Annotated in this window: 15 protein-coding genes; 5 read left to right on the top strand and 10 right to left on the bottom strand. The window is 67.9% G+C overall.

From position 1 onward, the window contains the following. Positions 1 to 10: 10 nt before the first annotated feature. Positions 11 to 1,453 (bottom strand): TolC family protein, encoded by a 1,443-nt coding sequence (locus G7Y54_RS08235; RefSeq protein ID WP_241159424.1) that lies wholly within the window; start codon positions 1,451 to 1,453, stop codon positions 11 to 13. 224 nt (positions 1,454 to 1,677) lie between these two features. Between G7Y54_RS08235 and G7Y54_RS08230 the strand changes: the two genes are divergently transcribed. The 5 genes from G7Y54_RS08230 to G7Y54_RS08210 all read left to right on the top strand — a co-directional run bounded on the left by G7Y54_RS08230 (position 1,678) and on the right by G7Y54_RS08210 (position 7,907). Further along, positions 1,678 to 2,526, top strand: a complete 849-nt coding sequence (locus G7Y54_RS08230) for a transglutaminase-like cysteine peptidase (RefSeq protein ID WP_241159423.1) — start codon at positions 1,678 to 1,680, stop codon at positions 2,524 to 2,526. Further along, positions 2,523 to 4,658: an HD domain-containing phosphohydrolase gene (locus G7Y54_RS08225; RefSeq protein ID WP_165078839.1), complete on the top strand. Its 2,136-nt coding sequence runs from the start codon at positions 2,523 to 2,525 to the stop codon at positions 4,656 to 4,658. The genes G7Y54_RS08230 and G7Y54_RS08225 overlap by 4 nt, the downstream gene beginning before the upstream one ends. Positions 4,659 to 4,696: 38 nt before the next feature. After that, complete coding sequence (locus G7Y54_RS08220) at positions 4,697 to 5,803, top strand: DegT/DnrJ/EryC1/StrS family aminotransferase (protein ID WP_241159422.1); 1,107 nt, start codon at positions 4,697 to 4,699, stop codon at positions 5,801 to 5,803. Positions 5,804 to 5,902: 99 nt separating this feature from the next. Next, positions 5,903 to 7,036, top strand: coding sequence for an alanine racemase (gene alr, locus G7Y54_RS08215; RefSeq protein WP_165078837.1), 1,134 nt, complete (start codon positions 5,903 to 5,905; stop codon positions 7,034 to 7,036). Next, entirely contained in the window at positions 7,029 to 7,907 is an 879-nt protein-coding gene (locus G7Y54_RS08210; protein WP_165078836.1) for a sulfotransferase family 2 domain-containing protein, read from the top strand. Before alr ends, G7Y54_RS08210 begins: the two co-directional genes overlap by 8 nt. Before the next feature lie 100 nt (positions 7,908 to 8,007). Here G7Y54_RS08210 and G7Y54_RS08205 read toward each other — a convergent pair whose 3' ends face one another. The 9 genes from G7Y54_RS08205 to G7Y54_RS08160 all read right to left on the bottom strand — a co-directional run bounded on the left by G7Y54_RS08205 (position 8,008) and on the right by G7Y54_RS08160 (position 18,552). Further along, a complete protein-coding gene (locus tag G7Y54_RS08205; protein ID WP_165078835.1) occupies positions 8,008 to 8,370 on the bottom strand; it encodes a polymer-forming cytoskeletal protein in 363 nt (120 codons plus the stop codon). A 23-nt stretch (positions 8,371 to 8,393) separates the two neighbouring features. Further along, on the bottom strand, positions 8,394 to 9,500 hold the full coding sequence (gene rodA / locus G7Y54_RS08200) for a rod shape-determining protein RodA (RefSeq protein ID WP_165078834.1): 1,107 nt from the start codon (positions 9,498 to 9,500) through the stop codon (positions 8,394 to 8,396). Then, positions 9,493 to 11,535: a penicillin-binding protein 2 gene (gene mrdA / locus G7Y54_RS08195; protein ID WP_165078833.1), complete on the bottom strand. Its 2,043-nt coding sequence runs from the start codon at positions 11,533 to 11,535 to the stop codon at positions 9,493 to 9,495. Before mrdA ends, rodA begins: the two co-directional genes overlap by 8 nt. Before the next feature lie 92 nt (positions 11,536 to 11,627). Next, the gene (locus G7Y54_RS08190; protein WP_165078832.1) at positions 11,628 to 12,098 is read right to left on the bottom strand and encodes a hypothetical protein; all 471 of its coding nucleotides are present in this window, start codon (positions 12,096 to 12,098) and stop codon (positions 11,628 to 11,630) included. 13 nt (positions 12,099 to 12,111) lie between these two features. Beyond that, positions 12,112 to 13,365, bottom strand: coding sequence for a rod shape-determining protein MreC (gene mreC, locus G7Y54_RS08180; protein WP_241159421.1), 1,254 nt, complete (start codon positions 13,363 to 13,365; stop codon positions 12,112 to 12,114). A 64-nt stretch (positions 13,366 to 13,429) separates the two neighbouring features. After that, positions 13,430 to 14,470: a rod shape-determining protein gene (locus tag G7Y54_RS08175; RefSeq protein WP_165078831.1), complete on the bottom strand. Its 1,041-nt coding sequence runs from the start codon at positions 14,468 to 14,470 to the stop codon at positions 13,430 to 13,432. 277 nt (positions 14,471 to 14,747) lie between these two features. Next, entirely contained in the window at positions 14,748 to 16,166 is a 1,419-nt protein-coding gene (gene hydG / locus G7Y54_RS08170) for a [FeFe] hydrogenase H-cluster radical SAM maturase HydG (protein ID WP_165078830.1), read from the bottom strand. 74 nt (positions 16,167 to 16,240) lie between these two features. Continuing rightward, positions 16,241 to 17,719, bottom strand: coding sequence for an ATP-binding cassette domain-containing protein (locus G7Y54_RS08165; protein ID WP_165078829.1), 1,479 nt, complete (start codon positions 17,717 to 17,719; stop codon positions 16,241 to 16,243). Between the two features lie 5 nt (positions 17,720 to 17,724). After that, entirely contained in the window at positions 17,725 to 18,552 is an 828-nt protein-coding gene (locus G7Y54_RS08160) for a histidinol-phosphatase (RefSeq protein ID WP_165078828.1), read from the bottom strand. Between the last annotated feature and the right edge of the window lie 365 nt (positions 18,553 to 18,917).

Below are 18,917 nucleotides of genomic sequence, written 5' to 3'. Positions count from 1 at the left end.
CCCCTGCCGCTCAGTTGAACCAGCCGAGGTCAAAGTCTTCGCGCGGGTCCTTGGGGTCGCGCGGCGGGTTCTCGCCCAGGGGCACGAGGTCGATGGAGAGCATGGGCAGAAGGTTCCCGGTGAGGGCGCACAGGCGATAGGCGCCCACGAGGATGTTGCCGCGCGCGGTCTCGGCCTGCGTGGAGGAGCTGTAGAGCTCGTTTTCCGCGTCGAGCACGTCGAGCAGGCTGCGCTTGCCGAGCTGGAACTGCTCCAGATAGGCGGTGCGCGTGAACTCGGCGTACTTCATGGCCTCGGTGTAGTTGCGGTATTGGTCCTGCGCGGCGAGGTAGTTGACCCAGGTGCTTTCGATGTCCAGCTTAAGGTCGTCGCGGAAGTCGTACATGAGCTGGCGCGCCTGGCGGATGCGCGCGGAGGCCGCCCTGGTCTCGGCCACGTCAGCGCCGCTGTTGAAGAGGTTCCAGCGCATGGTCGCCACCACGTCGAAGCTGTAGACCCAGCGGTCATAGGCGCCGCCTCGGTCGGTATAGGAGGGGCCGACCTCGGCGTTGAACGTGGGGTAGAAGGTGGATTCGGCGAGCTGCTTGTCCGCCTGCAGGGCGCGGATGTCCTGCATGTAGGCGAGGAGCTTGGGATTGTACTCCTCCGCCATCTCAAACACGGGCTCGGGCCCGGAGAAGGTCTCGGGGGGCATGGCCACGGGCTGCATGTTGGCCGCGGGCGGCATGCCGGTAAGGCGGTTATAGGTGTCCTCGGCCACGAGCAGCGCGGCCTGGGCCTCGGAGAGGCTGGAGAGGGCGCGCATGAGCCGCGACTGCGCCTGGCTCACGTCGGCCTCGGTGTCGGCGCCGAGATTGGTGCGGTCCTGCGTCTGGCCGAGGATGGCGCGGTGCTGCGCCACGTTGCGCTGCGCGAGCGCATAGAGGGCGCGCCGGCGCAAAAGGTCGATATGCGCGATGATGCCGTCAAGCGAGAGGGTCGTGGCCGTGTCGAACACGCGGGCCTTGACCGACTCCAGAGTGGACTTGGCGTTGCGCACGCGCGAGCGCGTGGCGAAGCCGTCCCAGATGGGCTGGGTGAGGCGGGCGCTGATCTCGCCGATGCCGTACATCTGCTTGTCGAGGTCGGCGTTGCGGGTGGTGTTGTCGCTCAAAAGCTGGCCGCCGGCGAGGCCCTGCACGTCCACGCTGGGGCCAAAGCCCGCGCGGGCACGGCGCAGCTCGTGCTCGAGCACCTGGCGGTTCTCCTGCATGCCCTGCAGGGAGCGGTGATGCCTGAGCACGCCATAGATGGTGTCCGCCAGGGTCACGGTGTCGCCGGCGGGCGGCGGCGGGGGCCAGGCGCTCTGTGCCTTGCCCTCGGCGCAGAAGGCGGGCGCCGGCAGGCAGAAACAAAGGGTGAGGAGCATGGCCACGAGCGCCGGGACAATGGTGACACTTTTCGCAGTTTTCACGACGGTCTCCAACAGTTTCCCACACTTGACAAGGCGCGCCCCCCACGGCCTTTTCTGTCCCTTCTGACAGAACGGCGCGGCGTTGCCTGCCGCGGTCCGGCAGGCGCGGCCACGCCCGGAACAAGGTTTGACGCGCCTTTCAATTTATCGGCGTTTGATGTATACCTCTTTAGGCATTAAGGCAATACGCCCCCATGCCCGTCACCCTCTTTCCCGGATGGACCATGCGGCAACGGTTTTTCGCTTTCTTCCGCGCTTTCCCCCGTCCTTGGGGCGCCGCAGCCGCGGCTCTCGCGCTCATCCTTCTCGGCGCCGGTGTGGCCGGAGCCCTCGCCGCGCCGGTTCAACGCACCCCCGTGGGCGTGGCCCCGGACATGGAAATGGCAGCGGAGCCCGAGGTCCACGTGCCTGAAGCAACGTCGCCCGACGCGGTATCGGGCGCCCCCGCGCCCGTCCTCCCGGCCGCGCAGGGCGCCACGGGCCACGGCATCAAGCTCTTCGGCACGGTGGAATTCCGCCGGCCGCTCTCCACCCTGCCGGGCTGGCTGGACGTGCTCGACCGCAATGCGGCTAGCCCCATCTTCAGCCCGGAGCGCCAGTTCAACCGCACGACCACCTGGAAGATCCTGAGGGACCGCGCCCAGGGCAAGAGCCCGCGCGATGTCCTGAAGGTCGTCAATACCTTCTGGAACACCTGGCCCTACCGCGAGGACATGGTCAACTGGGGCAAGCCCGACTACTGGGCCGTGCCCGCGCAGTTCCTGAAAAAGTCCGGCGACTGCGAGGATTACGCCATCGCCAAGTATTTTACTCTCAAGGAGCTGGGCATCCCGCCGGAGGACATGCGCATCGTGGTCCTGCGCGACACCATCCGCAACCTGGCCCACGCCGTCCTTGTGGTCTATCTCGACGGCGAGGCCTATGTGCTTGACAACCTGAGCAATGTGGTGCAGCCGCATTCACGGCTGCGCAACTATGTTCCGCAATATTCCGTCAACGAAAACGGCCGCTGGACGCATATCAAGGGGCGCCCGGCGGGTACCGCCAAGGCCCGGGGGGGGAAACGGCAATGATGGCACTGGAAGATACCGACAGCGCATTGGGCAACGAGTCACGGCGAAAAATGCTCCGCCGCGTGCTGCTGGGCTGTTTCCTGATTTTCCTCATCCTGATGGCCCTCCTCATCGCCCGCTTCCGGGTGGAAAACGCCACCCAGACCATCCTCGCCAAGCAGCGCGACACCCAGCAGACCTGGCTCGACAAGTCGCTGGACGCCATCCGCGTCTGGCGCAACGAGCTCGTGGAACAGTCGCGCTTCATCAGCGCCTCGGAGATGTTCCGCCTCTTCGTCATGGACGCGCGCGAGCTCGACGCGGACGCGCTTTCGCGCATCGCCGACCCCGAAGCCCTCAATTCCGATGACGAGGCCGTGCGCTCGCTCGCCGAGCAGCTCACCTACATGCAGGACCTGCTCAAGGATTTCACAAGGCGCCGCGCCTGGACCAGCGCCCGCGTCATGCGCGCGGACGGCACCCCCCTGGTCGCCCCGGATTTCGCCACGCCGCTCACCGCCCCGCAGACGGCCCTCGTGCGCCGCGCCGGCGAAAGCGGCAAGGCGGCCTTCGGGCCCCTGCGCATGACCGACAACGGCCTTGTCATGGACATGGCCGACCCGCTCTTTGAAGTGCTCGGCGCCGAAGAGCCGCAGACCGTGGCCGTGCTCCTGCTCTCGGTGCCCATGGACAAGCCCCTGGCGAGCTTCCTCGCCCGCACCGGCGAGCACGAGGAGACCCTGCTCCCGCGCATCGTGGACCAGGGCCCGGACGGCCCGGTCATGGTGCTCATCAAGGGCGGCCATGTGGTGCAGGAGCCCGTGACCCCCACCCTCGTGCAGGAGCTGGAGCCCAAGACCATCCCCTTCATGCGCCGCGAGGCCCTGGACGGCCACGGCGAGGTCTATTCCATGGGCGCCAGGCCCACCGTCCTCGACTGGCGCTTCATGCTGGAAACGCCCGCCGCCGAGGTGGACGGCATCATCCGCAGCAGGACCATCCTGAATTATGCGCTCTTCCTCGCCTGCGCCGGGGTGCTCTGGCTCTTCATCACCCTCATCTATGTGCGGCAGTCCAACCGCGCCTCCGAAGCCCGGAACCGCGTGCTCATGGACAAGAACGCCACCATCAGCAGGCAGAAGGCCCTGCTCGACAGCGTGAACGCCTCGCTCCACGCCGGGCTCGTGCTGGTGGACAGCCAGGGCCGCGTCCAGATGGAAAACCCGGCCTTCACCGCGCTGGCCGGCCACAAGGACGCCATCGCCCCGGGCACGCCGCTCGTGGAGGTGCTGCCCGGCAAGGTGGCCGTGCAGCTCCTGGGCGACATGGCCGTGGTGCATGACTGCGGCCAGTCGGCCACCGTGGAGGTCGCCATGCCGCCGCTCCCGGGCGCCCCGGCCGACGCTGACGATGACGGCGACGGCACGCGGCTTTTCCGCGTGACCCTCTATCCTTATGACGCCGACGCCAAGAGCGGCGAGCTGGCGACCACGGGCTGCGTGGCCACCTTCCAGGACATCACGCGCTTCCGCCGCAATGCCGAGCGCGCCCGCCAGCGGCAGCTCGCGCTCATCACCGCGCTCGTGCACGCCATCGAGAGCGTGGACCCGAACCAGAACGGGCACTCGGACAGGATGGCCCGCGCCGCCGAACTGGTGGCCGACGAGCTCGATCTCGACAGCCGCGAGAAGGAGACCCTGGGCCTTGCAGCCAGGCTCTCGCAGATCGGCAAGATCTTCGTGCCGCGCGAGCTTTTGACCAAGCGCGAGGCGCTCACCCCGGAGGAAAAGCAGGAAGTGCTCCGCGCGCCCGAGCATGCGGACAGGATACTCCACGACCTGCGCTTCGACCTGCCCGTGCGCGAGACCGTGCGCGAAATGGGCGAACGCATGGACGGCTCGGGCAGCCCGCAGGGCCTCACCGGGGAGGAGATCTCGCGCGCCGGCCGCGTGCTCGCGGTGGTGAACGCCTTTGTGGCCATGACGAGCCCGCGCGCCTGGCGCGGCGACAAGGGCATGGACCCTGCCGAGGCCGTGCGCCAGCTCTCCAATGACCTGCGCTTCGACCAGGAGGTGGTGGCGGCGCTGGCCCGGGTGGCCGGAAGCGCCGCGCCCGGCGGCGCGGCGGCAAGCGGGGAAGCGGCGCAGTCATGAGCCGTCCAGCGAAACGTCCGCGGCGCCCGGGGGGGGGCGTGCAGGTGACCCGCGCCAACCTGCCCCCGCTGGAGGACTATCTCGGCTGCGTGCGCCGCATCTTCGAGACCCATGACCTCACCAACATGGGCGAATACGCGCGCCGGCTCGAGGCGGAGCTCGGGCGCATGCTCGACGCGCCGGCCATCGCCGTCTGCGCCAACGGTACCCTGGCCCTGCAGCTCGCCCTGCGCCTGCTCGGGCTCAACGGCAAGACGGTCATCACCACGCCCTTCACCTATGTGGCCACCCTCTCGGCCCTGCTCTGGGAAGGCTGCACCCCGGTCTTCGCGGACATCGACCCCGAAAGCCTTTGCATGAGCCCGGAGGAGACGGCGCGCCAGCTTGAGGCCCACCCCGGGGCGGCGGGCCTTTTGCCCGTGCATGTCTACGGCAATGCCTGCGACGTGGCGGCCCTCGGAAGCCTCGCGGCCGAGCGCGGCATCCCGGTGCTCTACGACGCGGCCCACGCCTTCGGGAGCCGCCTGGGCGGCAAAAGCCTCTTCGCCTTCGGCGACGCGGCCACGGCGAGCTTCCACGCCACCAAGCTCTTCCATACGGTGGAAGGCGGCTGCGTGGTGGCGCACGACCCGGCCGCCAAGGCGGAGCTCGAGCTTTTGCGCGCTTTCGGCCACAGGGGCGACACGCATACCTCGCTCGGCATCAATGCCAAGCTCTCCGAGCTGCACGCGGCCATGGGCCTCTGCCTGCTGCCCGGCGTGGCGGAAAACATCGCCAGACGCGCGGCCCTCAATGCCGTCTATGACGCGGCCTTCGGCATCGGGCCCGACGGCGCGCCCGGGCGCGAGGGGCTGCGCCGGCCTCGGCTGGCGCCCGGGCTGGTATGGAACAACGCCTACTCCCCCGTCATCTTCCCGGACGGCGACGCCCGCGCCCGCGTCGCGAAGGCGCTCAACGCGCGTGACATCCACCCGCGCCGCTACTTCTATCCGAGCCTTACGCGTCTCCCCTATGTGGATTCGCCGCCCTGCCCCGTCTCCGAGGACATGGCCGAGCGCGTGCTCTGCCTGCCGCTCTGGGCGGACATGGCGCCGGAGCTCGCCGCCGAGGTGGCGGACGTGACACTGAAAGCCCTGCGCGGCTGAGGGTGAGGCGGCACAAGCCCGCGCCGGGCCTTGATGCTTTGGCCGCTCTCCTGTACAACCATGGCACGGCTCCCGCCGGGGCCGCAGCCCGGAGCCTTCATGCCCTGCACGTTCACGCCCGCCTTCTGCCGCATCGACCTCGCGGCCCTGCGCCGCAATTTCCGCCGCCTGGGCGATCCCGCGGGGCTTATGCCCGTCATCAAGTCCGACGCCTATGGCCACGGCCTTTTGCCCGTGGCGGCGGCTCTGGCGGATGCGGGCGCGCGGCGCTTCGCCGTGGGCACGGCCAGCGAGGGCGTAGCCCTGCGCCGGGCCGGCTTCGGGCAGGAGATCGTGCCCCTCATGGGCTGCCTCACGGCGGGGGAATGGCGCGCGGCCGCGGCCAGCGGCCTGACCCTGCTCATCGCGGGCTTTGACGACATCGAGGCGGCCGCAGCCGCCGCCACGGCCTCGGGCGCGCGCTCCGTGCCCGTGGCCCTCAAGTGCGACACCGGCATGGGGCGCCTCGGCTTCACGCCCGAGGACGCCCCCGCGCTCGCCGAGCGCCTGCGCGCCCACCCCGTGCTTGCGCCGCGCTTTGCGCTCTCGCACCTTTCCAGCGTGGACATGCCCGTGGAAGACGCCTACACCGCCATGCAGGTGGAGCGCTTCGGGCGCTTTTTCTCGGTTCTCTCCACGGCCTTCCCGGGGCTGCTCCCTTCTCTCGGCAATTCCGCAGCCACCGTGGGCCCCGCGCGGGCCGAGAGCGGCATCTGCCGGCCGGGCCTCGCGCTCTATGGCGGCAACCCCTTCGCCGGCACGAGCCGCGAAGCCCTCGGGCGGGACCTCGAATGGGCCATGAGCGTGGCCGCGCCCATCCTCGCCGTGCACCCGCTGCGCGCGGGCGAGAGCGTTTCCTACGGGCGCCTGTTCACGGCCCCGCGCGACATGCTGGTGGCCGTGGCCGCGGCCGGCTACGCCACGGGCTACGCGCGGGCGCTCTCCGGGCGCGTGTCCCTGCTCGTGGGCGGCCGCCGCGTGCCGCAGGTGGGCCGCGTCTGCATGAGCATGCTCATGCTGGATGTGAGCGCCGTGCCCGACACCGCGCCCGGCGACCTCGCCTGGGTGCTCGGCGGCCCGGCCCAAGCGGGCGAAACCCCGGTGGACGCGCAGGAGCTGGCGCAACTGCTCGACACCATACCTTACGAGATCCTCTGCCTCATGGGGGGCCTCAACCCGCGCGTCTATGCCTGATACCCCCAAGACGGACGCGCCGCCCCTCTTCTTCCTGCATTTCCCGCGCACGGCCGGCACCACCGTCGACGACATCTTCGCCGCCAACTACCCGGCGGAGCAAATCCTGAAAATTTATTCGCAGGAAGAATTCAAGAAATACCAATATATTGACGAAGCGGCCTTCGCCCGCATCCGCTACATCACCGGGCACTTGCTGCTGACCAGCACGAACCCCACGCAATTTTACGGTATGCCTGTGCGGGCCTTCACCTTTTTGCGCGACCCTGTGAAAAGGCTCCATTCGGAATATATCTTCCTGAAAACGTGGAAAAACCAGCATCTCTACGAATACCTGAACTCGCAGGACATCTCGTTTTCCCAATACATCGCGAGCACCGATAAGCTGCTGCGCTACCGCGGCAAGAACTTCATGACCCGCTGCATCTCGGGCGACCCGCTGGAAAAAACCGACCTTGCGGCATCGCTCGCCAAGGCGAAACACAATCTCGAGCACGCCTTCCTGTTTTTCGGCATTCAGGAACGCTTCATGGAAAGCATGCTCTTGTTGTCAAAGCTGGTGGACCTTCCCAATATCCTGCACCAGAAAAGGAATGCCCTTACCCATGCGGGCACGCAGGCGCCCATGGGCGCGGAAGAGGCGGAACTGGCCCAGGAATACAACAGTGCGGATATGGAGCTTTACCGCTTCGCGCAGGAGCTTTTTGCGCGGCGCGTCGAGCAGGCGGGGCCGGAATTTCAGAAGCAGCTGAAAGAATACACTTTTATCAACGCCAAATATCAGAAAATCTCAAATCTGCTCTACGAGCGCGTGGCCGAAGCCCAGGACGAGACGGCCGGCATCGCCCTGTCCAAGGACATCCGCTGGTAGGCGGGGAGAAAACGCTGCTGGCGCGGGGGGCCACCGTCACAGGCGCCCCGGCAGGGCGGCACGCCCAAACGGCCAAAGGAACCCGGAAAAGGGCGAGGCGCTAGCCCTGCTCGGCCGGCGCCTTGGCCGCGGGCTTGGCGGGATTGCGCATGGTGATCTGGCCCTCGATGACGCCGCCCTCCTCGGTGAGCAGGCTCGGCGTCTGGAGCGTGCCTTCGAGCACGCCCGAGCCGTAGACCACCACGCGGCGCTTGGCCACGACCTCGCCGTTGAAATGCCCGGAAAGCAAAAGCTCGCCCACGTTGAGCGTGCCGCGCACCTGCGCGTCCTTGCCCACGTTGAGGGTGCCGTCGCTCGTGATGTCGCCGGTGAAGCGGCCCTCGATGCGCACGGTGCCCTTGAAGCTGAGCTTGCCTTCATAGACGGTATCCGAACCGAGATAGGCGATCTCGTCCTTGCCCATGTTTCCTCCCGGGTGAAGCGGCGCTAGCCCTTGAACATGAAGCGCCGCATGGACACATTAAGCACAATCCCGAGCAAGGTAAAGTTCACCAGAGTCGCGCTGCCGCCGTAGCTGATGAAGGGCAGCGGGATGCCCACCACCGGCATGAGGCCGATGACCATGCCCATGTTGATGAAGATCTGCCAGAAAAAATAAAAGAACACGCCCACCACGAGCATGCTGCCGAACCTGTCCTTGGCCTGCACGGCCGTGGAGAAGATGGAGAGCAGAAAGAGGCAGAACAGCGTGACCAGGGCCACGCAGCCCACGAAGCCCCACTCCTCGCCGAACACGGCCACGGCGAAGTCCGAATGGCGCTCCGGCAAAAAGCGCAGCTGGCTCTGCGTGCCCTCGCCGAAGCCCTTGCCCCAGATCTCGCCGGAGCCGATGGCGATGCGCGACTGGAGGATGTGGTAGCCCGATCCGCGCGGGTCATTGCCCGGATTGAGAAAGGTCAGGATGCGCTGCCGCTGGTAGTCGTGCATGCCCACGAACCACATGAAGGCCGCGGCCAGCGGCACGGCCACGAGGCCGGTCTTGATGATGTAGCCGCGCACCCCGTGGAAGAGGATCATGCCGCCCAAAATGAGCAGGATGAGCATGGTCGTGCCGAGGTCGGGCTGGATGAGGATGAGCCCTGCCGGCACGAGGCCCACGGCCATGACCGAGCAAAAGGCCTTCCAGCCCAGGGGGCGGCTGTCGCGCGCGAGCAGGCGCGCGCCGAGCACGAGCACGGCGAGCTTGGCGAGCTCCGAGGGCTGCACGCTCATGAACCCGAGCGAGAGCCAGCGCTTGGCGCCGTAGACCGTCTTGCCGGCGATGGGCACGAGCAGCAGAAGGACAACGGTGAGGAGAAAGAAGGGCCAGGCCATGTTGCGCAGCCGGCGATAATCGAAGCTCATGGCCGCGATCATGCCGAGCAGGCCGACGAGCCCCCAGATGAGCTGGCGCTGGTAGAAGTCCGAAAAGGCGAGGCCCGCCTCAAGGCGGGTGCCGCTGGCGGAATAGAGGTTGCCCACGCCCACGAAGTAGAGCGCGAACATGCAGGCCAAAAGGCCCCAGTTGAGGTGGCTGAAGAGGCGCTTATCCACGAGAAATACCGGGGGATAGACCGGGTGTGGTTCCGGGGGAGGCGCGTGGGGCCGTGGGGGGGGCTGTCGCGCCGGGCGCGGGCAACGCGGCCGCCGGGGCCGGAACAGTGGCCGCGGCGCGCGGCTGTGCCGGGGCTGCGGGCTGGCCGGCAGCGGCAGCGGGCGGGGGCGCCATGCCGGCATCCGGCCCGAACAGGTGCTCGTAGACGCGCTTGGCCACAGGCCCGGCCACGCTGGAGCCGCCGCCGCCGTGCTCCACCATGACGATGACCACATAGCGCTTGCCGTTCTTGCTGCCCCACGTGGCGATCCAGGCATGGTCGCGCTGGGCGTATTCCATCTCCGAGGTGCGCAGGCGCCGGTCGCCCGCGGCCATCTTGAGCTTGACCACCTGCGCCGTGCCGGTCTTGCCGCCCATGTCCGCGTCCTTGCGGCCCACCACGCGGGCCGTGCCCGCGCCGGCCGTCTTGCGCATGGCGTTGACCACAAAGTCCAGCGTTTCCTTGCGCGCGGGCACCTTGCCGCGCACCTCGCGCGGGGCGTCCTCCAGCAGTTGGGGCTTCAGGAGGTCGCCGCCGTTGAGCATGGCCGACACATAGACGGCCATCTGCACCGGCGTCACGAGGGTATAGCCCTGCCCGATGGAGACGTTGAAGGTCTCGCCGCGCACCCAGGGGCGCTTGAAGCGGCGCTTTTTCCACTCCTTGGAGGGCACGAGGCCCGATTTCTCGTGCGGCAGGTCGATGCCGGTGGGCGCGCCGAAGCCCGCGGCCTTGGCGAACTGCTCGATCTTGTCGATGCCCAGGCGCTCGGCCATGAGGTAATAATACACGTCGCAGGAATGGATGAGCGAGCTCTCCATGTTCATGCTGCCGTGGCCGCCCTTTTTCCAGCAGCGGAAGATCTGGTTGCCGAGGCGCACCTGCCCGGCGCAGAACACGGTGTCGCGCGGGCTCACCCCGCGCTCGAGGAACATGGCCGCCATGAGCAGCTTCCACACCGAGCCCGGCGGATAGACGCTCTGGATGACACGGTTCTGGAGCGGGAAGCGGTTGTTGGTGCGCAGGGCCTCCCAGTCGCGCCGGGAAATGCCGCCGGCGAAGAGGTTGTTGTCATAGGCCGGCGAGGTGACGAGCGCCCTGAGCTTGCCCGTGTCCGGCTCCATGACCACCACGCAGCCGGCCTCGCCGTTGAGCGCGTTCCACGCGGCGCGCTGGAGCTCGCTGTTAAGCGAGAGCCGCATCTCGGCGCCGCCGCGCGGCTCCTCGCGCAGGGTCTTGCCGAGGGCGCGGGCGTGGGCGTCCACCTCCACGTCGTAGAGCCCCTTGCTGCCGCGCAGGTCTTTTTCCAGCTTGTATTCGAGGCCCTGCTTGCCCACAAGGTCGCCCATGGCGAGCGCCGGGTCGGCCTCCATCTCCTTTTCGTTGGCTTCGGCCACATAGCCGAGCACATGGGCGAAGAGCTCGTTTTCGGGGTAGCTGCGCTTGGTGCGGACGACTATTTCAAGGCCCGGCCAGGCATGGATCTCGGACTCGATGCGCGCCACGAGGTCGAAGTCGATGTCCGTGATCATGAGCAAGGGCTCAAAGGGCTTCACCTTGAAGCGGTCCTGCTGGTACTTCTCCTGCACATGCGAGAGCGGGATGCCCGACCAGGCGCTGATCTGCGCGAGCGTGGCCGGCAGGTCCTCGCAGTCCTCGCGCACGAGGGAGAGGCCGTAGGCCGTGCGGTTGTCGGCGAGCACGCGGTTGGCCTCGTCGAGGATGCGGCCGCGGGGCGCGAAGATGCGCTCCTGCCGCAGCCGGTTTTCCTGCGCCTGGCGCGTGAACTCGGCGCCGAGATGCACCTGGAGATACCAGAAGCGGACAACGAAGATGAAGAAAAAGACCCCCACCAGCACCTGGAGGAGGATGACGCCGCCGCGCGGGGGCTGGTAGCCCTCGTTCTCCACCTGGATCCTGAGCCAGGAGTGGCCCTGCGGACGCTTGGCGTCCTGGCCTTGGGGTGATGCGCCGTGTGTATCTTTCTGCTGCATGGGCTCGATGGTTAAAAGTTAGGAAGGCCGCAATTTTCATGCACATTCGATGCCAGCGAAACCCGGCAAAAAGCGCCGCGCTTGCAGCCCGGCTATTCCTCCTCCTCGGGGACGTTCAGCTGCCGCGCCGCCACCAGCAGGCGCCACGCGAAGGGCATGAAGAGCGCCTGCATGAAGGCCTTGTCCAGCGTGTCTTCAACATTGAAGCTCAGGTTCTGCAACGGCGCCATGAGCCACGTCACGCCGTAATAGGCCGCGCCGAGGCAGGCCGAGAGCAGGAAGACGAAGACGAAATTCTCCACCTCGAAGAGCCAGCGCCCCAGCCGGAAGAGCACGATGGTCGCCGCGTACCAGACGATGACCGCCCCGAAGGGCCGCGTGCCCATGCCCTCCTGCACCAGCACGAAGAGCGGCAAGAGCCAGGCGAGGTTTTTGTAATCCCGCTCCTGGAGCAGGATGATAAGGCCGACCGCCAGAACGTCCAGTCCCGGCGCCAGGGCCTGGATGCACACGCCCACAGCGAGAAAAATGAGCCACCAGCCGGCGGTCTTCAGCACCTTCATGGGCGCTTGCGCCTCATGGCAGCACCACGCGGTAGCGCGGCGCCGTACCGTCGGAAGCGGGCGGCGCCGGCGGAAGCGGGGAAGCCCCGGCCCTTGCGTTGCCGGCGGCTGGCGCGGAGGGCGCCGTGCCCGCTCCCGGGGCCGCGGGCGCGGCCTCCCTTCGGTTTGCAGCGGGACGCGCCACGGGCGGCGCTGCCGGGGCGGACTCGGGGGCCGCTCGTTCGGCTGCCGGCGTGGCCGGCGGGGCGGCTGGCTCCGCCGGTGGCTTGCGGGGCTGCGCCGGGGCAGAAGGCGCGTCCTGCACGGGGGCCGGCTGGCCCGCTGCCGAGGGCCCGGTTGCGGCCTGGGCTTGCGCCGCCCTCGCCTGCGCGCGCAAGGGGCGCAGGCCCTCGGGCTCGGGCGGCCCCACAAAGATCGGCGGCGGCCCCTCGGGCTCCTCGGGCGGCGGCGCGATGCCGCTGGGCTCCAGCAGGAGCACTTCCTCAAGGTGCTGCAAATCCACCAGCGGCACCGCGGCCACGGCCATGAACTGTGTATAGTCCGAGGGCGCCACGCTCACCACGCGCGCCACGGGCAAGCCCTTGGGATACTTGCCGTCGAGCCCGGAAGTCACCAGTATCTCGCCGTTTTTCACGCTGGCGTCGCGCTGGACGAAGTTGACCTCGAGCTCGCGGCCCTTGCCCTTGCCCATGAGGATGCCGGGGGCCCGGCTCTCCTGCCCGAACACGGCCACGCGGCTCCCGGGGTCGGTGATGAGCAGGGCCGTGGAGGCGTGCGGGCTCGCCTTGAGCACGCGGCCCACGAGCCCCAGGTGTGTCACGAGCGGCGTGCCCGGGCGCCCGCCCGTGGCGTAGCCGCGGCTGATGGTGATGCTGTCGAGCACGGCATTGGGCCCGAGCCTGCCGGCGAGCACGCGCGCGCCCAAGGGGCGCCAGCTCACGTCCACCGGGAGCTGCACGAGCTCACGCAGGCGCCGGAGCTCGGCCAGGTCCTCGCCGCTGGCGAGCAGGCGCGATTCCAGCTCGTCCACGCGGGCCTTGAGGCGCAGGTTTTCCCCGCGCACGTCCACAAGGTCGAAATAGCGGTCCCAGAAGCCGGAAAACACGTCCTGCACGGCGCGCAGGGGGCGGAGCACAGCGCCACCCACCTCGAGGCCCACGGAGGCCGCGAGGTCGTCAAGGGCATGGGTGCGCTGGTTCCAGGAATACATCCCCAGGAACAGGATGAGCAGAACGCCCGCGAGAATAAGGATGCGCCGCAGGTTCACAAAAGCCTACCCCCGGGGCGCCTGCCCCGAAGCGCGGGGGCGCCGCAGCCATGTGCGCGGCCGCTCAATCGATGCAGACTTCCTTGAGGATGTGGAGATTGTCCAGCGTCTTGCCGGTGCCCACGACCACGGTGGAGAGCGGGTCGTCCACCACGGTGATGGGCAGCGAGGTCTCCTCGCGCAAGAGCTGGTCCAGCCCCTTGAGCAGGGCGCCGCCGCCGGTGAGCACGATGCCGCGGTCGACAATATCGGCGGCGAGCTCGGGCGGGGTCTGCTCAAGGGCGATGCGCACGGCCTGGACGATGCTGTCCACCTGTTCGGAAATGGCCTTGCGCACCTCCTCGGAGGTGATGATGATGTTCTGCGGGATGCCGGTCACAAGGTCGCGGCCCTTGACCTCGATCTGCTGCTCCGGGTCCTGCGGGTAGGCCGAGGCGATCTTGATCTTGATCTCCTCCGCCGAGGATTCGCCGATGAGCATGTTGTACTTGCGCTTGACGTGGGTCATGATGGCTTCGTCCATCTTGTCGCCGCCCACGCGTACCGAGCGCGAATACACGATGCCGGAAAGGGAGATGACCGCCACCTCGGTGGTGCCGCCGCCGATGTCCACCACCATGTTCGACGTGGGCTCCTGGATGGGGAGGTCCGCGCCGATGGCCGCGGCCATGGGCTCCTCGATAAGGTAGACCTCGCGCGCGCCGGCGGACTGGGCCGACTCCTTGACCGCGCGCTTCTCGACCTGGGTGATGCCCGTGGGCACGCAGATCATGATGCGCGGGCGCACCATGCGCCTGGAATTGTGCACCTTGGCGATGAAGTGCCTGAGCATGGCCTCCGTGACCTCGAAGTCGGCGATGACGCCGTCCTTCATGGGGCGGATGGCCCAGATATTACCGGGCGTGCGGCCGAGCATGCGCTTGGCGTCCTGCCCCACGGCGAGGACCATGTTGTTGCCGCGCGCGTCTTTCTTGACGGCCACCACCGAGGGCTCGCGGAGCACGATGCCGTGCCCCTTCACATAGACACAGGTATTGGCCGTGCCGAGGTCAATGGCAAGATCATTGGAAAAAAGGCCCAATACGGCATCCATAACCTTGGACATGCTTCGTTCGCCTCGCTTGGACGCTGGCTTGGCATGCTAAGGGCGCATGCGGGATTTGCCCCGGGCGGGAGCTCGCCGGGGTGGAAATGTGTTCTTCCAAAATATCCGCAAAGTCAAGCCTGCCGGGGGAAAGTTCAAAATCTTTGCCGGGTTCCACGGGCTTTCCGGCGCAAGGGCGCCCGATATACGGGGCCTGCGCCGATGCGGGGCGGGCGGGCGCCCCTGGCCGGGTCAAAGTTCTGTACAGGCCCGCCAGAAGCGCCCCCCAGAGGCTCCCCTAGAAGCGGAAGTCCCGGCGCCCCGCGGCGATGTCCGCAAGGCGCTTTTCCGCGATGGCGCGCACATGCGGGCTCTCCACATTGGCGAGCTCCTTCTGGATAAGTTCCTCGCCGCGCTCGCGCGTGGCCGGGCTCGCGTAATCCTCCAGATATTCCTTGAGCGTGAGCAGCGCGTTGGGATGGCAGCAGTTCTGGATCTGCCCGCTCTTGCACAGGCTCATGAAGCGGTCGCCGGTGCGGCCCTCGCGGTAGCAGGCCGTGCAGAAGCTCGGGATATGGCCCATGCCCATGAGCCAGTGCACCACCTCGTCCAGGCTGCGATTGTCGCTCACGTCGAACTGGCGCGAATTTTCCTCCTCGGCCTCGGGCGCGGCATAGCCGCCCACGCTGGTGCGCGAGGCGCCGCTGATTTGCGAGACGCCGAGCCCCAGCACCTGTTCGCGCACGGCGCGGCTCTCGCGCGTGGAGATGATCATGCCGGTATAGGGCACGGCGAGGCGGATGGCGGCGCAGATGCGCGCGAAGGTGGCGTCGTCGATGCCGTGGGCGAAGTCGCCGGGGTCGATGCCGTCGGCGCGCCGCACGCGCGGAACGCTGATGGTATGCGGGCCCACGCCGTGCACGGCCTCGAGGTGCTCGGCGTGCATGAGCAGGGACGCGAATTCCTCCCGCCACGAGCCCAGGCCGAAAAGCACGCCCAGGCCCACGTCGTCGATGCCGCCCTCCATGGCGCGGTCCATGGCCTCGGTGTGCCAGGCGTAATCGTGTTTCGGCCCCGTGGGATGGAGCTGCGCGTAGGCCACGGGGTCATAGGTCTCCTGAAAAAGGATATAGGTGCCGATCTCGGCGGCGCGCAGGCGGCGGTAGTCCTCCACCGTGGTGGCCGCGATATTGACGTTGACGCGGCGGATGGCGCCGTTGCGGTGATGGATGCCGTAAATGGTGCGGATGGACTCGATGATGTAGTCGAGCGGGTTCTCTTTGGGGTGCTCGCCCGCCTCCACGGCGAGGCGCTTGTGGCCCATGTCCTGCAGGGCCGTCACCTCGCGCACGATCTCCTCCTGCGTGAGCTTCTTGCGCGGCATGTGGCTGTTGGTGCGGTGATAGGGGCAGTAGACGCAGCCGTTGATGCAATAATTGGAGAGGTAGAGCGGCGCGAAAAGCACGATGCGGTTGCCGTAGAAGCGCTGCTTGATGCGGCTGGCCAGGTCGAACATGGCCCGGGTGGTTTCCGGGTCGTCCGCGGCCATGAGGACGGACGCCTCGCGGTGCGAGAGGCCCCGGCCCTCGGCGGCCTTGTCGAGAATGGCGGCCACGGCGGCGCGGTCTTTGGCGAGCCGGTCGGCCTCGGCCACGGAAGCGGCCGCTTCCTGACGGTCAATGAATTCCGCCGCGTGGCGGGATGCGGGATCATACATGGCAAACCCCGGAGCGCGCCGCCGGGGCGCGCCATTGCTGAAAAGGGACGGGGCGGGAAGGATCATGCCCGGGTTCAGGCCAGGATGGCAAGGCGCCCGGCGCAAAGCCGCGCCTCGCGGACGCAGCAGGCCGGGGCGTCCCCCGCCTCATGGGAAACGAAGACGAGCGCGGGCCCGGTGCCGGACGCGGACAGGCGCTCCAAGGAAGAAAGATAACGCTCCCTCGCCGCCTCGTCCAGACCGGAACAGGGTTCGTCCAGCAGGAGCACGTCCGGGGCTCCCATGAGGGCGCGCGCGAGAAAGAGCCGTCGAAGCTGCCCGGTGGAGAGGCGGCGGATGGAGGCCGCCGCCACGCGGCCGGCCTCGCCTTCGGGAAAAAACAGCTCCACGAGCCGCCGGGCCTCCGCCTGCTCCGCGGCGCTGAACTCGCGGTAGAGGCCGATGCTGTTGTCAAGCCCGGAGCAAACGAGCTCGAGCCCCGTGAGCGGATAGCCGTAGAGCGCCTGGGAGAGGTCGGAGACGAGGCGCACGCCGTGGCGCACCTCCTCAAGGGTCTCGGCCTCGCGCCCGAGGGAGGGCAAAAAGCGCCTGAGCGTGCCGCCGGCGGCGGCGAACTCGTCCCCGGCGAGCAGGCGCAGCAGGGTGGACTTGCCCGAGCCGTTGCCCCCCGTGATGCGCCAGTGCTCGCCCCGGCGCATGGTCCAGTCGATGTCGTGCAATATCTTGTGCCTGTCGATATAGACCGAGACGCCTGAGAGCTCGAAAAGCAGCGGCGCGGATGAACTCGCTCCGGGGGCGTCTGCGCGCGGAGCGGGACGGGAACCGACGGGCCTTTCTGCGGGCGCCGGCCGGCCCGGTTCTTCGGTGATGAGGCGCCCTCCCTCCAGCCACGCGCGGCCCCGGCACCATTCGGGCACGCTCTCCGCCCGGTGCGAGGCCATGAGGACCGTGCCGCGCTCCGCATAGGCGGCCAGCGCCTCGCTGAAGCGGCGCCGGTGCGCCCCGTCGAGGCCGTCCAGGCACTCGTCCAGCAGCAACAGGGCCGGCTCGCGCGCCAGCGCCGCGGCCAAAAGCACGAGGCGGAGCTGGCCCTGCGAGAGCTCAGGGAGAAGCCGGGGGAGGAGTTCTTCGCAGCCGAGGCTTTCGGCGGCAGAGCGGGCGCGGGCCTCGGCCGCTTCTTCAGAAACGCCGAATTCGGCGCCGGCGATGGCGCCCATGATGTATTCCAGTCCGCTCATGAAGGGGGCGCGGCGCTGCCACATCTCCTGCACGGCCGGGGAGACGAGGGCGCACAGGCTGCGGCTCACGATGGGCGAGGTCTCCATACCCTCTGCACCGCGCCAGAGGATGCGGCCGCTGCCGGGCCAGAGCTCGCCGGCCACAAGGCGCAGCAGGCTCGACTTGCCCGCGCCGTTGGGCCCGAAGAGCGCGCGGTGGCCGCCGGCCGTGACCTGCCAGTGGATATCCCGGAGCACGGGATGCTTCCGCTCCGGGTCGCCGGGGAGGAAGCAGGTCACCCCCTCGATGCCGACGAGAAGTTCCTCTTGCTGCATCGCGCTCAAAACGGGACGAGCCTGCGCCGGCCGCCCTCGAAGAGTGCCTGCCGCGTGTAGCCGAAGCGCCGCGCATAGCCGGCGAGGCGGTCGAAATCGCGGGCCACGTCGCGCACGCTGTGGGCGTCCGAGGCGAAGGTCACGGGGATGCCGAGCCCAGCGGCCAGTTCCATGATGGGCGGCGCGGGATAGATCTCGCGGCAGGCCTTGCGCAAGCCCGCCGAGGAGACCTCCAGCGCCATGCCCGTGTCCGCCAGGGCCGTGAGGGCGCGCCGCACCCGCGCCAGGCTCTCCGGCCGGGCGAGCCACGCGCGGAAGCGCTCCACCGAGAAGATCTTGATGAGGTCAGGGTGCGCGGCGATCTGGAAGAGCCCGGAAGCGAGCATGGCCTCCCAGGCCGTGAAATAGGCGTCGTACCACGCGTCGCACCGCTCCTCGTCCGCGTCCCGCCACGGCGCGTCGCCGTCGTCGAAGCCCCAGTGCCCGAGAAAGTGGACGCTGCCGATGAGGTAATCGAAATCCGCGGCTTTGCAGGCCTTGCGGATGAAGGCCTCCTCGCCGTCGAGCCAGTCCATTTCCATGGCGAGCAGGGCGCGGGGCTGGCCGGGCTTCGCGTTGTCGCGCAGGGCGCGCACCTCCCGGAAATAGTCCGGGAGGTGGGCCTTGAGCTGGTCGCGGTATTCGTGACGGTAGGTGAAGCCCTCGGGCCTCGGCGAATGCTCGCTGAAACCGATGATGTCGAGCCCGGCCGCCGCTGCCGCCGCGTACATGTCCTCAGGGCTGTCCGCGCCGTGCGAATAGCGCGTATGGGTGTGCAGGTCCGCCGTGATCATTGGATGCGCATGGCCTTTGTGCGTGGCTTTGTTATGCTTTTGCGTCGGTAGTGCTGCCGTGCGGTGTGGGAATGCCGAAATTATCCGTCAAAAACAGCCTTGCTTCAGCCGTTGCGACGAAGGAAGCTACGGATGAAGACAGCAGTTAGTTATCTCAGCAGCCAGTCAACGGAACCGCTGTCGCTATCCGTAAGGCTCGCAGGCTCGCCAACGGCTAGCGCTTCGGCGCTTGCTGCGTCAGAGAAAAATTTTCTTGGTCGAGTACTTAAGTACACTCCCTGCGAAAATTTTTATCTTCCTTGCAAGCGCCGAAAAATCTTATTTTTTAGGATCATTCCGGCACCATCGCTGCTGTCGATGCCCGT

The sequence above is a fragment of the Desulfovibrio sp. ZJ746 genome (assembly GCF_011039155.1).
Lineage (GTDB): Bacteria > Desulfobacterota > Desulfovibrionia > Desulfovibrionales > Desulfovibrionaceae > Desulfovibrio.
This window is presented reverse-complemented; position numbering and strand designations above follow the sequence as displayed.

Excerpts from the sequence above, each read along its gene's own strand:
- hydG (WP_165078830.1), bottom strand. The coding sequence starts at position 16,166 with ATGTATGATCCCGCATCCCGCCACGCGGCGGAATTCATTGACCGTCAG.
- G7Y54_RS08165 (WP_165078829.1), bottom strand. The coding sequence starts at position 17,719 with ATGCAGCAAGAGGAACTTCTCGTCGGCATCGAGGGGGTGACCTGCTTC.
- G7Y54_RS08190 (WP_165078832.1), bottom strand. The coding sequence starts at position 12,098 with ATGAAGGTGCTGAAGACCGCCGGCTGGTGGCTCATTTTTCTCGCTGTG.
- G7Y54_RS08210 (WP_165078836.1), top strand. The coding sequence starts at position 7,029 with ATGCCTGATACCCCCAAGACGGACGCGCCGCCCCTCTTCTTCCTGCAT.
- G7Y54_RS08230 (WP_241159423.1), top strand. The coding sequence starts at position 1,678 with ATGCGGCAACGGTTTTTCGCTTTCTTCCGCGCTTTCCCCCGTCCTTGG.
- G7Y54_RS08175 (WP_165078831.1), bottom strand. The coding sequence starts at position 14,470 with ATGTCCAAGGTTATGGATGCCGTATTGGGCCTTTTTTCCAATGATCTT.
- G7Y54_RS08160 (WP_165078828.1), bottom strand. The coding sequence starts at position 18,552 with ATGATCACGGCGGACCTGCACACCCATACGCGCTATTCGCACGGCGCG.
- alr (WP_165078837.1), top strand. The coding sequence starts at position 5,903 with ATGCCCTGCACGTTCACGCCCGCCTTCTGCCGCATCGACCTCGCGGCC.
- mrdA (WP_165078833.1), bottom strand. The coding sequence starts at position 11,535 with ATGCAGCAGAAAGATACACACGGCGCATCACCCCAAGGCCAGGACGCC.
- G7Y54_RS08205 (WP_165078835.1), bottom strand. The coding sequence starts at position 8,370 with ATGGGCAAGGACGAGATCGCCTATCTCGGTTCGGATACCGTCTATGAA.
- G7Y54_RS08225 (WP_165078839.1), top strand. The coding sequence starts at position 2,523 with ATGATGGCACTGGAAGATACCGACAGCGCATTGGGCAACGAGTCACGG.